Source organism: Streptomyces sp. NPDC001513 (assembly GCF_042894695.1).
Taxonomy (GTDB): domain Bacteria; phylum Actinomycetota; class Actinomycetes; order Streptomycetales; family Streptomycetaceae; genus Streptomyces.
In genome coordinates this window covers 151,399-164,812 of record NZ_JBIAVU010000017.1, presented here as the reverse complement: position 1 = coordinate 164,812, position 13,414 = coordinate 151,399, and the positions used below count along the sequence as shown (strand labels likewise).

At 73.3% G+C, this 13,414-nt stretch carries 17 protein-coding genes; 10 read left to right on the top strand and 7 right to left on the bottom strand.

Translation table 11 applies throughout. The features are described from left to right. Nucleotides 1–2: 2 nt before the first annotated feature. Nucleotides 3–941: an NAD-dependent epimerase/dehydratase family protein gene (locus ACFYZ4_RS33130; protein ID WP_390785624.1), complete on the bottom strand. Its 939-nt coding sequence runs from the start codon at nt 939–941 to the stop codon at nt 3–5. Between the two features lie 61 nt (nt 942–1,002). On the opposite strand from ACFYZ4_RS33130, the gene ACFYZ4_RS33125 reads away from it, so the two are divergent. The 5 genes from ACFYZ4_RS33125 to ACFYZ4_RS33105 all read left to right on the top strand — a co-directional run bounded on the left by ACFYZ4_RS33125 (nt 1,003) and on the right by ACFYZ4_RS33105 (nt 5,309). After that, entirely contained in the window at nt 1,003–1,752 is a 750-nt protein-coding gene (locus ACFYZ4_RS33125) for an SDR family NAD(P)-dependent oxidoreductase (RefSeq protein ID WP_384341149.1), read from the top strand. Nucleotides 1,753–1,863: 111 nt separating this feature from the next. After that, nucleotides 1,864–2,334 (top strand): flavodoxin family protein, encoded by a 471-nt coding sequence (locus tag ACFYZ4_RS33120; RefSeq protein WP_390785623.1) that lies wholly within the window; start codon nt 1,864–1,866, stop codon nt 2,332–2,334. Nucleotides 2,335–2,498: 164 nt separating this feature from the next. After that, a complete protein-coding gene (locus ACFYZ4_RS33115) occupies nt 2,499–3,389 on the top strand; it encodes a CPBP family intramembrane glutamic endopeptidase (protein ID WP_390785622.1) in 891 nt (296 codons plus the stop codon). A gap of 1 nt (nt 3,390) precedes the next feature. Next, on the top strand, nt 3,391–4,713 hold the full coding sequence (locus ACFYZ4_RS33110; protein WP_390785621.1) for a histidine kinase: 1,323 nt from the start codon (nt 3,391–3,393) through the stop codon (nt 4,711–4,713). After that, the gene (locus ACFYZ4_RS33105) at nt 4,665–5,309 is read left to right on the top strand and encodes a response regulator transcription factor (protein WP_351288540.1); all 645 of its coding nucleotides are present in this window, start codon (nt 4,665–4,667) and stop codon (nt 5,307–5,309) included. Before ACFYZ4_RS33110 ends, ACFYZ4_RS33105 begins: the two co-directional genes overlap by 49 nt. Nucleotides 5,310–5,315: 6 nt before the next feature. Here ACFYZ4_RS33105 and ACFYZ4_RS33100 read toward each other — a convergent pair whose 3' ends face one another. From ACFYZ4_RS33100 to ACFYZ4_RS33090, 3 genes are all read right to left on the bottom strand, one after another. Next, nucleotides 5,316–6,272: a GNAT family N-acetyltransferase gene (locus ACFYZ4_RS33100; RefSeq protein WP_390785620.1), complete on the bottom strand. Its 957-nt coding sequence runs from the start codon at nt 6,270–6,272 to the stop codon at nt 5,316–5,318. A gap of 33 nt (nt 6,273–6,305) precedes the next feature. After that, complete coding sequence (locus ACFYZ4_RS33095; RefSeq protein ID WP_390785619.1) at nt 6,306–7,106, bottom strand: hypothetical protein; 801 nt, start codon at nt 7,104–7,106, stop codon at nt 6,306–6,308. Nucleotides 7,107–7,251: 145 nt separating this feature from the next. Next, on the bottom strand, nt 7,252–7,512 hold the full coding sequence (locus tag ACFYZ4_RS33090; RefSeq protein WP_390785618.1) for a DUF5958 family protein: 261 nt from the start codon (nt 7,510–7,512) through the stop codon (nt 7,252–7,254). 214 nt (nt 7,513–7,726) lie between these two features. Here ACFYZ4_RS33090 and ACFYZ4_RS33085 point away from each other — a divergent pair, with 214 nt between their 5' ends. Continuing rightward, nucleotides 7,727–8,434, top strand: a complete 708-nt coding sequence (locus ACFYZ4_RS33085) for a hypothetical protein (RefSeq protein WP_351288548.1) — start codon at nt 7,727–7,729, stop codon at nt 8,432–8,434. Nucleotides 8,435–8,625: 191 nt separating this feature from the next. Then, nucleotides 8,626–9,231, top strand: a complete 606-nt coding sequence (locus tag ACFYZ4_RS33080; protein ID WP_351288550.1) for a hypothetical protein — start codon at nt 8,626–8,628, stop codon at nt 9,229–9,231. Nucleotides 9,232–9,310: 79 nt separating this feature from the next. Here the strand turns inward: ACFYZ4_RS33080 and ACFYZ4_RS33075 are convergent, their stop codons facing one another. The 3 genes from ACFYZ4_RS33075 to ACFYZ4_RS33065 form a co-directional block, all read right to left on the bottom strand. Continuing rightward, nucleotides 9,311–9,505, bottom strand: a complete 195-nt coding sequence (locus ACFYZ4_RS33075) for a hypothetical protein (protein ID WP_351288552.1) — start codon at nt 9,503–9,505, stop codon at nt 9,311–9,313. Then, nucleotides 9,502–9,825: a hypothetical protein gene (locus ACFYZ4_RS33070; protein WP_351288554.1), complete on the bottom strand. Its 324-nt coding sequence runs from the start codon at nt 9,823–9,825 to the stop codon at nt 9,502–9,504. Before ACFYZ4_RS33070 ends, ACFYZ4_RS33075 begins: the two co-directional genes overlap by 4 nt. A 198-nt stretch (nt 9,826–10,023) precedes the next feature. Continuing rightward, the gene (locus tag ACFYZ4_RS33065) at nt 10,024–10,413 is read right to left on the bottom strand and encodes a helix-turn-helix domain-containing protein (RefSeq protein ID WP_351288556.1); all 390 of its coding nucleotides are present in this window, start codon (nt 10,411–10,413) and stop codon (nt 10,024–10,026) included. 83 nt (nt 10,414–10,496) lie between these two features. Here ACFYZ4_RS33065 and ACFYZ4_RS33060 point away from each other — a divergent pair, with 83 nt between their 5' ends. The 3 genes from ACFYZ4_RS33060 (at nt 10,497) to ACFYZ4_RS33050 (ending at nt 13,354) form a co-directional block, all read left to right on the top strand. After that, a complete protein-coding gene (locus ACFYZ4_RS33060; protein WP_351288558.1) occupies nt 10,497–11,408 on the top strand; it encodes an NAD(P)-binding domain-containing protein in 912 nt (303 codons plus the stop codon). Nucleotides 11,409–11,525: 117 nt separating this feature from the next. Next, nucleotides 11,526–12,182, top strand: coding sequence for a response regulator (locus ACFYZ4_RS33055; RefSeq protein WP_390785617.1), 657 nt, complete (start codon nt 11,526–11,528; stop codon nt 12,180–12,182). Beyond that, nucleotides 12,179–13,354, top strand: a complete 1,176-nt coding sequence (locus tag ACFYZ4_RS33050; protein WP_351288562.1) for a histidine kinase — start codon at nt 12,179–12,181, stop codon at nt 13,352–13,354. Before ACFYZ4_RS33055 ends, ACFYZ4_RS33050 begins: the two co-directional genes overlap by 4 nt. The last annotated feature ends 60 nt before the right edge of the window (nt 13,355–13,414 follow it).

The window sequence follows — 13,414 nt, the reverse complement described above, 5'->3', positions numbered from 1 at the left end:
CCTCAGCGGTGCGCCTCCCGGCCCTCGCCGCGGTACCAGTGGGCGTACCGACCGAACGCCTGCGAGAACCGCGCCCCAGGGGAGGCCTCCAACTGCCCCCACAGCCGCCCGCTGTCGTACCAGTGGTCCACCGCCAGCAGCGACACCTGCCGCCGCACCACCGGATCCGGACCGTCCGGGCCCCCCACCAGCTCCAGCGCCCCGGACAGGTCCACCTCCCCCCTCGGCAACGCCAACCCCAGCTCCCGCGCCACCGTCCCCACGAACTCCCGCGCGGTCACCGGCTCGGGATGACCCGCGTGCAGCACACCCCCGACACCCTCCTCCCGTACGGCCAGCTCCGCGATCGCCCCGGCCAGCGCATCCACCGACACCAGGGACATCCGGGCCCGCCCGCCCTCCACCCAGTGCGGCAACCGCGCCAGCAACCGCACCAGCGACGGCACCACCCAACGGTCCCCCCGCCCGTACACCAGATGCGGCCGCACCACCGCCCCGCCCGCCGCCAGCACCATCCGCTCACCGACGAGCCGGGTCACACTGGTCACCGACCCCGGCTTCTCGGCGAGCTCCCCCTCCACCGCACCCCGGTGCGCCCCGTCCCGGTACACGGCCGCCGTCCCCAGCTGCACGATCCGCCGCACCCCGGCCCGCTCCGCCTCCGCCAACAGCGCCCGCGTTCCGGCCACGTTGACAGCCCGGCACTCCTCGGCCGTGCCCCCGATCCGCGCGGCGAGATGCAGCACACAGTCGACGCCCTCGCACAGCCCGCGCAGCGACCCGGGCCGCACGAGGTCCCCCCGCACGCCCTCCACCCCTGACGGCACATCAGAACGGTGCGCCAACGCCCGTACTCCCACGCCCTCCTGCACGAGCCGCTCCACCACCGCGGAACCGACGAACCCGGCCGCTCCGGTCACCAGCACAACTCTTCTTCTCATCACGCCCCCCATCCCATCGTGTTACGGTCGCGCCGTGACGGGGGAGACCAGCAATTCTCTGATGGCGGGCAAATCGGCGCTGATCACGGGCGCGAGCGCGGGCATCGGCGCGGCCGCCGCACGCGTCTTCTGCCGCGAAGGCGCCGCGGTGACCCTGGTGGCCCGCCGCGAACCCCAACTCGCCGCCCTCACCAGGGAACTGCGCGCCGCCGGCCACCAGGCCCAGTACGTCGTCGCCGACGTCTCCCGCACCGAGGACGTGGCCCGCGCCGTCGAGGCGGCCGTCGCCACCTACGGCCGCCTCGACGCCGCCTTCAACAACGCGGGCGTCGGCGTGACCCCCCAGCCGATGCACCTGCTGGACGAAGACGCCTACGACACCGTGATGGACACCAACGTCCGCGGCGTCTGGAACTGCATGCGCCACGAAATCCGCGCCATGCTGGCGGGCGGCGGCGGCTCGATCGTCAACAACAGCAGCACGGCCGGCCTCGTCGCCACCCCGGTCACGGCGACGTACATCGCCTCCAAACACGCCGTCCTCGGCTTCACCAAGGCCGCGGCCTGCGAGTACGCCACCCACGGCATCCGCATCAACGCCATCGCCCCGGGCTCCACCCGCAGCGAGATGATCGACAACTGGCTCCAGCAGAACCCGGCGATGGAAGACGTCCTCCTGCGGTCGGCCCCCCTCCCGCGCATCGCCGACCCGGCGGAAATCGCCGAGGCGGCCGCCTGGCTCTGCAGCGACCGCGCGTCCTTCGTCCTGGGCACGACCCTCTCGGTGGACGGCGGCTGGACGACGCGCTGACGTCACCACCCCTTTCCCATCGCACAGACCCTCGTCCCGGCGAGGGCCCGTCACATTCGGCGCCTCTGCCCGGTCCTGGCTACAGGGGGCCGACCGACGAAAGGGACGCCGATGAAGACTCTGCTCGTATGCACGTCCGTATCCCACGGCAACACCCGCCGCGTGGCGCAGACGATGGCCCAGGTCCTCGACGCCCGCGTCGTCACACCACAGGAAACGGCGGTCACCGAGCCGGCCGGCCACGACCTGGTCGGCTTCGGCTCCGGCGTCTTCTCCCAGCGCATGCACCCGGACCTGCTCGGGTTCGTCCGCGCGCTGCCGCCCTCGTCGGGGCGGGCCTTCGTCTTCGCCACCAGCGGCCTGCCGCAGTGGCCGTTCGCGCCGTTCACCCGCCCGCTGATACGCCTCCTCGAAGCCAGGGGCTTCGACGTCGAGGCCACCTTCACCTGCCGCGCGTTCGACACCTGGGCGCCGTTCACCCTCATCGGCGGCATCAACGCACAGCGACCGAACGAAGCCGACCTGACCGCCGCCCGCACGTTCGCCCGAGGACTCGCCAACCGCTCCACCACCACACCCTGACCCACCCCGGGCCGCGGAACGCCCGGCAACGAGGGGGAGGGGGGTGTACCTGGATACACCCCCCTCGGCACCCACGTACAAGGACGGACCGCACCCCCACCGGCAGAGTCGAAGACGGGGCGTGACAGCCGCGCCCCCAGCGACCCACGGGGAGGCCGGGCGGCATGCCGGACCACAAGCAGGACCAGACGCACGCGCAGGTACAAGTACAACGAAAGGCGCGACGCGGCGGATGGGCCGCCCAGACAGGGGTGTTCCTCGCCGTCGCCTTCGTCGCGGCGGGAACATGCGGAGCCCTCCAGCCCGCGACCGGCATACCACCCGAGGTGCTGCAACTGACCCAGTTCGGCCCCGCCCTCGCCGTGGCGGCCGCAGCCCTGCTGTGGCCCGCCCGCATCAGGGACCGGCTCGCGGGCACCCTGCCCGCCCGCGCCGGCCGCCCGGCAGACCGCGACGCACCGCGGCCACCGGCCACCGGCCGGGCAGCCCTCCTGCTCACCCCCGCCCTGATCATCGCCCTGTCCGCAGGCGGCCTCCTGCTCACCTCCGGCACCCTCCCCGCCACCAACCCCGGGGCCCTGGCACACCCCCTGGCCCTGCTCGCGGCCGCCCAGCTCCTCGGCGCCTGCGCCGAGGAGATCGGCTGGCGCTGCTACCTCCAGCCGCTGCTGCGCACCCGCTTCGGCCCGGTCACCGCCTCCGCCCTGGTCGGCACCGCCTGGGGCCTGTGGCACGTCCCCGCCCTCGCACAAGGGCCGGCGTACGCGGCCGGCTTCCTGACGGCCACCGTCGCGCTGTCCGTGATCCTCGGCCTGGCCCTGGAACGCGTACGGAGCAACCGGCTGCTCCTGGCGGGCGCCTTCCACACCCTGGTCAACCTCGGCATGCTGCTCGTGACGGACGAGACGGCCCCGACGGCGGCCCCGATGCTGGTCTTCGGCGCCGCCTGCCTGGCCGCGGCGCTCCCGTGGCTCGCCCGAGCCCGAGCCCGAGCCCGCCGTACGGCGACCGCGCCGGATAGGATCACCGCCGCAACAGCACACGACGCACGCTGACATGACGGAACGACAGGTGGGCATGGCGCAGGCAGACATACGCCCCGGCATCAGGGGCGCGCTCGCCGACATCGGCCGCTGCCAGCTGCTCCCGCTCACCGCGCTCGCCGTGTCCGGGGCCGGCAGCCTCGTGGTCGGGGCGCTGCTGCTCCTGCCCGTCGGCATCGGCTTCCTCCTGCTCCCGCCCGCCGCGGCACTCCTGCGCCGCATGTCCGACCGCCACCGCGCCCGGGCCGCCCGCTGGACGGGAACCGTGATCAGCCCGCCGCGACCGCTCCCGCCCCGGCCGCCCGCACCCGCGAGCACGGCCGCCCGCCACCGGCAGGCCCGCGCCCTCCTCGGCGACGACGGGTTCTGGCACGACCTGCGCTGGGCCTGGGCGGAGCCGTGGACGGGCGCGCTGCTCGCCGCGGTCCCGCCGGCCCTCGTCGGGTACGGCCTCTTCGGCGCGGCCGTGCAGCCCTTCGTCTGGCGGCTCCTGGGCGACGGCAACTGGTACGCCTTCCTCCTGGTCGACTCCACCCCGGCGATGCTCGCCGCGCTCCTGCTCGGCCTCGGATTCACCGCCGCCGGGATCCGGCTGGCCCCCGCCACCCTGCGGCTGCACGCACGCTGGAGCGGACGCCTGCTGGCCGCCCCGCACACCACCGAACTCGTCCGCCGCATCGAACACCTCACGGGGTCCCGCGCCGACATCCTCGACGTCCAGGCCGCCGAACTACGGCGCATAGAACGGGACCTGCACGACGGGGCACAGGCCCGCCTCGTCGCCCTCGGCATGATCCTGGACGAAGCCACCCGCCTCCTCGACCGCGACCCCCCGGCCGCCCGCGCACTCCTGCGCGACGTACGGGCCACCTCCGAGCGGGCACTCCAGGACCTCCGCGAACTCGTCCACGGCGTCCTGCCCCCCGTCCTCGCCGACCGCGGCCTCGGCGACGCGGTGCGCTCCCTGGCCCTCGACAGCCACCTCGACGTACACGTCGAGGCGACCCTGCCCGGCCGGCTCCCCGCCCCTGTGGAGTCCGCCGGCTACTTCGCCGTCGCGGAACTCCTCGCCAACGCCGCCAAGCACTCCGGCGCCCCCGCGGTCCGCATCCGCCTGGACCACACCGACGGCGTCCTGCGCGCCACCGTCGCCGACGAAGGACGCGGCGGCGCGGACCCCGACGGCAGCGGACTGCACGGCGTACGGCGCCGACTGGACCCCTTCGACGGAACCCTCGTCCTGCACAGCCCGCGGGGCGGCCCGACCACCGCGACCTTGGAGATACCGTGCGCGTCGTCCTCGCCGAAGACCTCTTCCTCCTCCGGGACGGGCTGACCCGCACCCTGCGGGAACACGGCTTCGACGTGGTCGCCGCAGTCGACAACGGCCCCGCCCTGCTCAAAACCCTCCTCGAAGAGCAACCGGACGTGGCCGTCGTCGACATCCGCCTGCCACCCACCTTCACCGACGAAGGCCTCCAAGCCGCCCTGGAAGCACGCCGATCCCGGCCCGCCCTGCCCGTCCTGGTCCTGTCCCAGTACGTCGACCAGCTCTACGCACACGAACTGCTCGCCGGAGGCCACGGCGCGATCGGCTACCTCCTCAAGGACCGGATCACCCACACCACCCAGTTCATCGACGCGGTACGCACCGTCGCCACCGGAGGCACCGTCATGGACCCCCAGGTCATCGCACGACTCCTGGCCCGCAGCGACGCACGCGGCACCACCGCGCAACTGACACCGCGCGAACTGGACGTCCTGGCCCTGATGGCCGAGGGCCGCTCCAACACCGCCATCGCCCACACCCTGTTCATCAGCGAGAGCGCGGTCGCCAAACACACCGCCGCCATCTTCACCAAACTCCGCATCGAACCCTCCGCGGACGACAACCGCCGCGTCCTGGCCGTCCTGGCCTACCTCAAACGCTAGGCCGGGCTACAACTTGAGCTGGAAGTACGCCGTACCGCGCTCGCGGCGGTAGCCGAGGGACTCGTTCACCGTCCGCATGGGGGTGTTCTCGTCCGCCACCGTGGTGGCGATGCGGCGCAGGGCCGGATACCGGCCGGCGGCCCGGGCCGCCATGTGCAGCTTCACGGCGCGGCCCAGGCCCCGGCCGCGGTGGCGGGGGGCGACCACCGTGTCGTACTGGAGCGCGCGCGTGCCGCAGGGGTCCGGCAGGACCAGTTCCGTGTAGGCCCCCACCTCGCCCTCGGGGGTCACCGCCGCGACCGTGATCAGCTCCCCGCCCCGGTCCAGGACCAGCTGCTGCACGGAGTGCAGCCGCCGCGCGGTCCAGGGCTCGAGCCGGATGTCCACGTCCCCGCTCGGCGCGTCCTCCATCGCCCCGTGGGCCGCCGCCGCGGCCGGAGCCCACGCGTCCGGCACCAGGCCGTGCCAGGTGAGGATCTCGTAGCCGGGCGTGGTCGGGGCCGGCGCGGGCCGCTCGGCGAGCTCCTGCCCGTACCAGCCCATCGGCAGTACGTTCACGAACCCGAGCGATTCGGCGAACGCCTGCCCCGCACCGCCGAGGTCCACCATCGCCTCGACGGAGGTCCGCCCGTCCGCGACCAGCTCCTCACGGACCCGCTCCCACAAGGCCGTGCCCACGCCCCGGCGCCGCGACCGCGCCGGCACGGCCAGCACGTCCACGAACGCGGTGTGCCGGTTGGCCTCGTCCGAGAACAGGACCAGGGCGGCCACCCCCGCACCCTCTTCCGCCGCCCAGAGCACGGCCCGCCCGCGGCCCGTCGGCACGCGCAGCCGGCCGACGACCTCCGTCCGCGAGGGGGCGGGCAGCTGCGGCAGGTCGGCGGCCGCGGCGGAGGCCAGGACCGTCAGCCAGGAGTCGACCTCGTTCTCGGCCACGGGCAACGTCAACATGTTGATCTTCATGCCACCGACCTTAGGCCGTACCGGACCCGGCGGTCAGGCGTGTTCGCTTCGGCTGTCGCGCTCCCATCGCAAGGCGGCGAACGTGGCGGGGAACGCGATGAGCGCCCAGATGGCCACCGTCATGCCCGCCGCCGTCCAGGCGTCCCACATCGCCATGGCGAAGAACGACACGACGAGAGGAACCACCACCACGCACACGATCTTCGCCATGCCGAAGCCGACCCGCGGCGTGACGGGACGGCCGGTGGCATGGCGGCGGGCCCGGCGGGCACTGCCGAACGCGGCGATGAAGGCCACCCCCGTCATCCACACGCCGACCAGCGTGATCCCGACGTACATGGTGGCCTCGTCGGGCAGCCCGGGCAGCGTCTCACCGACACCGTCGTGGCGGACGGAGACCTGGACATCCCGCCAGGTGACGACCTCCACCTCGGCACCGGGCTTGACGATCCGCGACAGTTCGCCATCCGGATCGAGGTCGAACGGCCGATCGGCGGGAGCCGGAACGGGGGCCCGCAGCCGTACCCGGAAGATGGTCGTGTTCCTCGGACCGCTCTCGGCGGCCTGAGCGGACTGCACGGTGGCACGGATCGTCCGCAGGCAGGGGCCCATCCCCTGCGACTCACGCGCCCCCTGCGCCTCTTGCGTCTCGGCGCACGGCCGAGCCGCCAGGAACGACTTCTCGTAGTCGATCTGCCCCGTGATCAGGCTGCCCAGCACGGCGGAGAGCGCCAGCAGCGCCACCCCCGCCGCCGCCCAACCCACCGCGGCCCACCCCTCGTTGCGGGCCAGGCCCCTCGCCTCCACCGGCTGCTCCGTCGTGTCCAGAGCCATGTCGTTCTCCCCCTCGCGCCGTGGGCCAGTCGCCCCGCGGCCCGTCGAGGGGTGGGCGCGAACGTGCCCCGATCCATACGGACGGCGCACGACGGACGACGGTTCCCCCACGGCCACCACCAGCCACAGCAGCGAACAACCGCCGCTACAACCCTTCGGCCGCCGCAGGAAGGTTGTGCCACGCGTGCCCACAGGCGCCCTTGCAGTACGTCTCCCTGCGGCGGGTGTCGGCTACGGCGAACACGGAGAGGAGCACACGGAACGCCTTCACGTGCTCGTCGGCGGGGAGACCGGAGAACCAGGCGGCACCGTCGTCCAACGTGCGGAGCTCCTGGGCCACCTCGTTGACGACCCGCCCGGTCTCACGCCGAAGACCGGCGCCGCCCCCATCGCCAAATCCGGTCATCTTCTGATCATCCCATGGGCCCGAGCGGGTCCCATGACCGTGCGACGCCGACGACGTTGGGGCGGGCATGCCCCGGCACTTCGAGCGTCCACGGGTACGCGCAGGGGCGCATGTCCCCGTCCGTGACACCGAGCTCACGCCGACGGCCGTTGTCAGTGGCGGGCGCGAGGATGCGGGCACATCGCCGAACCGGCCACCTTCCGAGGGGATTTCCATGTCTGTTTCCGTTCCCGGGCCCGCGGCCGACGCCGCGGCGACCGTCCCGTTCCCCACTGGCTGGTGCGCCACGGACCTGGGACGTTTCCGGCCGTGCGCCTCCACCTACGAGGTCTACCCGGTGGAGAGCCTGCCGCCCGTGGCCCCCGCGCACCTGGACGGCCGGTTCGACTGGCTCGGCGGGGTGGACGGGCCGCGATCGGCACACGAGGAGCACCTCGCGGCCCTGGCACGCGATCTGGCCGAGACCGGGCCGGCGCTCCCCGAGGGCTTCGCCGCCTTCTACGGCAGCGAGCGCCTCCACCGGGCCTTCGACGAGGTCTCGGTGACCGGGTGCTGGAGCCACCTCTCCGGCCCGCTGCGCAGCCCGGTGGAAGAGGGCGCCCGCCTCGTGAGGTTCCTGCGGGACCAGCAGGACTGCGTCATCTGGTACCTGTACCTGCGCCCCTGCGGCGAGGCGTTCGTGGTCTTCTCGCACCTGGAACTGGAGTCCGCCGGCTGGTGGGCGGACGGGGAGCCGACCGAGGAGGTCCGGGCCGCGGTGGCCGCTTCGCTGATGCGGTGCGCCGACACCTTCGAGGAGTTCGCGTACCGCTTCGTCGTGGAGAACGAGCTGTGGATGCAGGCGAACTCCACCGGTTCCGACGGCCCGCTCGCTCCCCGCCTCCAGGCGTACGCCGACCACTACGCGCCCGCCGCCTCCTGACGCGGGCGGGCCCGCCGCGGCGGCATCGGCGCTGCGCCAACCCGGCAACGTGTCGCGGACGTGTACCTGTGAACAGCGGTGGAAGGGCTCATTCCGACGTACGGTCGAGCAACCGGCCGAGCCCTGGCGCCGGCACCGCACACCTGACCGGGGTCGGCCCCTCGACGCCATGACCGGAACAGGAGCAGCCGATGCTTCTCTACGCCCAGACCCCAGCGCGGCGGAACCGTCAGATCCTCGCGGACCTGATCGCCGTGGTCCTGATCGCCGCCGCGGTGTGGTTCGCCCTGGCCGTCCACGACGCGATCATGCTGCTGGCCGAGCCGGGACGGAAGGTGGAGAGCTCCGGCAGAAGCCTCGCCACCGCCCTCGACGACGCCGGCGAGACGGCCTCGGACGTGCCGCTGGTCGGCGACCTCCTGAAGCGGCCGTTCCAGTCCGCGGCCGACGCCGGCACCGGGATCGCCGACGCCGGACAGTCGCTCCAGGACACCGTCAGCCAGTTGGCGACCCTGGCCGCGGCCGCCCTCATCGTCGTCCCCGTGGTGTTCGTACTCCTGCTGTGGCTTCCCCCGCGCCTGCGCTGGATCCGGCGCAGCGCCACCATCCGCCGTCTCCTCGACGCACCCGGAGGCGCCGACCTGCTCGCACTGCGCGCCCTCACCGGACCGCCGCGAGACCTCCTCGCGATCCCCGCCCCGCCGGGCGGCCTCGCGGACGCCTGGCGCCGCGGCGACCGGGACGTCGTCGCGGCCCTGTCCGAGACCGCACTCAGGCGGGCGGGCCTGCGCCCCTGACGGGCGCGCCGGCCGAGCCTCCGCCCGGCCCGGAGCGTGCCCGTGGGGAACACGGGCACACCCCGGGCCGGGGGACTGTTCACTGACGGGTGGTCGCCTGCGGTTCCGCGCCGTCGATCCGTGACCACACCCAGGCGGCCGCCGCCGTCACGACCGCGGTCAGGAGGAGTTCGGCCCAGTAGGGCGGGCCGGCCAGTACGCGTACGAGGACCAGGACGAGCACGGACAGGGCCGTGGTGGCGGCCTTGGCCGCCCACTGCAGCGCGGTGCTCATACGAGCCCGCTCAGGCAGCCGGTGACCCCGCCGGCCACCACGCTGGTGGCTATCTTCTTCGCGGCGTCCTTGTTGACGCGCCCCACGATCAGGGCGGCGGCCCCGCCGATGCCGGCCTTGAGCAGGCAGTCCTTGGCCCGCTGGTTCATCGGCCGGCCGGCCAGCAGCCGCTCGCAGGCCGCGACGTCCTTCTTCTTGCCCAGGTAGCAGTTCTTGACGTTGTTCTCCTGGATCACATCGACCGCGTGAGCGGCGGGTGCCGATGCCAGGAGGGCTGCCGTGGCCATGACCAGGGCGAGACTTCTGTGTTTGGTGCGCAAGGTGTTTCCCGTGTTGCTTGGTGCCGGACGGTGCGTGGTCGACGGGTTGCCGACATGGCCCGCGACGTGACGATCTTCAGTCCGGCCCCGGGGCGAACGGCACCCGTCGACCGGCTGGTTCGTCCAGCCACCCGGCGGGTTGCGCACCGGCCGTCACGGCGGGTTGCGCACCCGCCGTCGGGCCGGCCGCCGGCACCCTCAGCCGTGTGCGGCCCCGGCCGCGTCGACCACCTCGACCACGTCGACCACCTCAAGACCTTCGCGACGCATCCGTTCACTGCCCCAGGCACCGAGCGCCCCGAGCGCCCGGTTGAGCGTGCGCCCGTGCTCGGTCAGGGAGTACTCCACCCTCGGCGGCACCTCGGCGTAGACCTCCCGGTGCACGAGCCCGTCCTCCTCCATCTCCCGCAGGTGCTGGGTCAGCATCTTCTCGCTCACCCCGGGCAGAGCGCGACGGAGCACGGCGAAGCGGCGTACGCGATGGGCGTCGAGTTCCCAGAGGATCAGCCCCTTCCACTTGCCGCTCACCACATCGAGCGCAGCGTCGATGCCGCAGATGTACGGCCCACGCCTCGGCGCCTTGGCCATCACCATCCCCCTTACTGAAAGGTAAGTACCCCAGAAAATAGTGGGTACTTACCAGACTAGAGGCGCTCTCCGAGCATGGAGGGGTGAACGAACAACAGCACCACACCACCGGCCGCAACAGCCCCGTCACCGTCACCGTCATCGGGCTCGGCCCGATGGGCCAGGCGATCACCCGCACCCTCCTCACCGCCGGCCACCCGGTCACCGTCTGGAACCGCACCGCCCGCCGGGCCGCCGGCGTCGTCGCCGACGGGGCCACGCTCGCGGCGACACCGGGCGAGGCCATCGAAGCGAGTGACCTCGTGATCCTCAGCCTCACCGACTACCAGGCGATGTACGACATCCTCGACAGCGCCACCGCCTCACTCGCCGGCCGGACACTGGTCAACCTGAGCTCGGACACACCCGACCGCACGCGCGAGGCGGCAACGTGGGCGGCGGGCCACAAGGCCGCCTTCCTCACCGGTGGTGTCATGGTCCCGGCGCCGATGGTCGGCACGGAGGCCGCCCACGTCTACTACAGCGGCCCCGGCGAGGTGATGGACCGTCACCGGGCGGCCCTGGCACGGCTCGGCACGCCGACGTACCTGGGCGAGGATCCGGGCCTCGCCCAGATGATGTACCAGGCCCAGCTCACGGTGTTCCTCACCACCCTGTCCGCACTGATGCACGCCACCGCGATGCTCGCCGCCGCGGGAATGACGGCCAAGGAGACGCTGCCGGAGCTGCTCGCCTCCGCCGACTCGATCGGCGCCATCCTGAGGGCCGGCGAAGAGACCCCCGGCGCCGCGCTGGACGCCGGCGAGCATCCCGGCGACCTCAGCACGGTCACCATGATGGGCGCGACGGCCGACCACATCGTCGAGACCAGCGCGTCACTCGGCCTCGACCTCGCCCTCCCGCTCGCCGTGCAGGCCCACTACCGGCACGCGATCGACAACGGACACGGCGGCGACAACTGGACCCGCATCATCGACGGCATCCGAAGCACCTGAACCACCCGGAGCACGCCCCCGCTTCCTTTGCCGCTAGGGTGACGGCGCTGCTTTCCTCGGTTCTGACCAGCGGAAAGGGTCAGGGCCGGTGGGAACGACAGGTGGGAGACCGGTGCGGTGATCCGGGTGATGGTGGTCGACGACGAGGCTCTCGTCCGGTCCGGGTTCACGATGATCCTCAACGCGTCGGCGGACATCGAGGTGGTGGCGGCCACCGGCGGCGGGCAGGCACTGGCGGCCGTGGCCCGGCACGCGCCCGACCTGGTGCTGCTCGACGTACGGATGCCCGATGTCGACGGGCTGACCATCCTGGCGCGGCTGATGGAGCTGCCCGCTCCGCCGGTGGTCGCCATGCTCACCACCTTCGACTCCGACGAGTACATCGCCACCGCACTGCGCTCGGGCGCCTCCGGCTTCCTGGTCAAGGACACCGACCCGGACGAGCTCGCACGGCTGGTGAGGTCACTGGCGGCGGGTGCGGTGGTCCTCGCCCCGCAGGTCACCGCCACCGTGATCAGCGGCTACCTCCACCACCACGGCGAGCAGGGCGCCGCCACCCGCGCGGTCTCCCGGCTCAGCACGCGCGAGCGGGACATCCTCGTGCTGCTGTCCCACGGGCTGTCCAACGCCGACATCGGATCCCGGCTGCATCTGGGCATCGGCACCGTCAAGGACCACGTGAGCGCCGTGCTGGCCAAGCTCGGCGTCACCAACCGCGTCCAGGCCGCCCTGTGGGCGCAGCGCGCCGGCCTGCTGGACGGGGCCCACCCGTGAGCGGCGGCGCCACGGCGGCGGACGGGCCCGGGCACCCGTTCCGCGCCGGCCGCACCCTGGAACCCCGCACCCTGGAACCCCGCGCGGTGGACGCCGGGTTGGTGGTTGCCGCGCTGGCCGACGCCTGGGCGTTCTCCGAAACCGGCGCGTGGGCCGCGGCCGCTCCCGGAGCCGTCGCCGCCCTGGCCCTGCTGGCACGACGCCGCCGGCCGGTGGCGGTGTTCGTCTTCACCCTGCTCGCCCTGCAGTTCGGCCACAACGTCCTGGCCGCCCTGGCCGCCCTGTTCTCCCTGGCCGAACACCACCGCTTCCGCCGGGTGGCGACCGCGTGCGTGCCGGCGTACGGAATCTGCGCCAACCTGCCCGACCTCGACGACTACCGGGGCGGCCACCTCTTCGAGTTCGCCATCGCCGTCGGCTACTCGCTCACCGCCGCAGGCGTGGCGGTCCTCCTCGGCCGGCTCGTCCTGACCCGCCGCGAACTCGCCCGGCACATGACGGAACTGCGCGCGGCGCAGGCGCACCAGCGCGAACTCCACGCCCAGACGGTCCTCGCCCGCGAGCGCGCCCATCTGGCCCGGGAGATGCACGACGTCGTCTCGCACCAGGTCAGCCTCATCGCGGTACGCGCCGGAGCCCTCCAGGTGTCCGCCGACAGTACGGACACCAAGGAGGCCGCCCGCACCATCCGCACCCTGAGCGCGGCCACCCTCGACGAACTGCGCCACATGGTCGCCGTCCTGCGGGCCCCGGACAGCCGCGACATCGGCCCCGGCCCCGGCCCCGCCCCGCGGCCCGCCCTGGCCCTGCTCGACACCCTGATCGCCGACAGCGGCCTGGAGGTGACCCTGACCGGCGAGGTCCCCCGCGACGCGAGCCCCGCCGTGGAGCGCGCCGCCTACCGCACCGTCCAGGAGGCCCTGACCAACGTACGCAAGCACGCGCCCGGCTCGGCCGTCGTGGTCGACTTCCGCCGGACCGGGCCCGCCCTCGACGTGACGGTCACCAACACCACCGCCCGGCAACCCGCCCTGGGACTGCCCAGCGCCCGGCACGGACTGCTCGGCCTGCGCGAACGCGCCGAACACCTGGGCGGCGCCCTCTCCCACGGACCCACCCCGGACGGCGGCTACCGCCTGCACCTGCGACTGCCCCGGCACACCCCGGGGTGACCCGGGGCGGACCGGGCCCGTCCGCCGGGGTCCCCGCGCCGCGCAGGGCGCGGGGGAGCC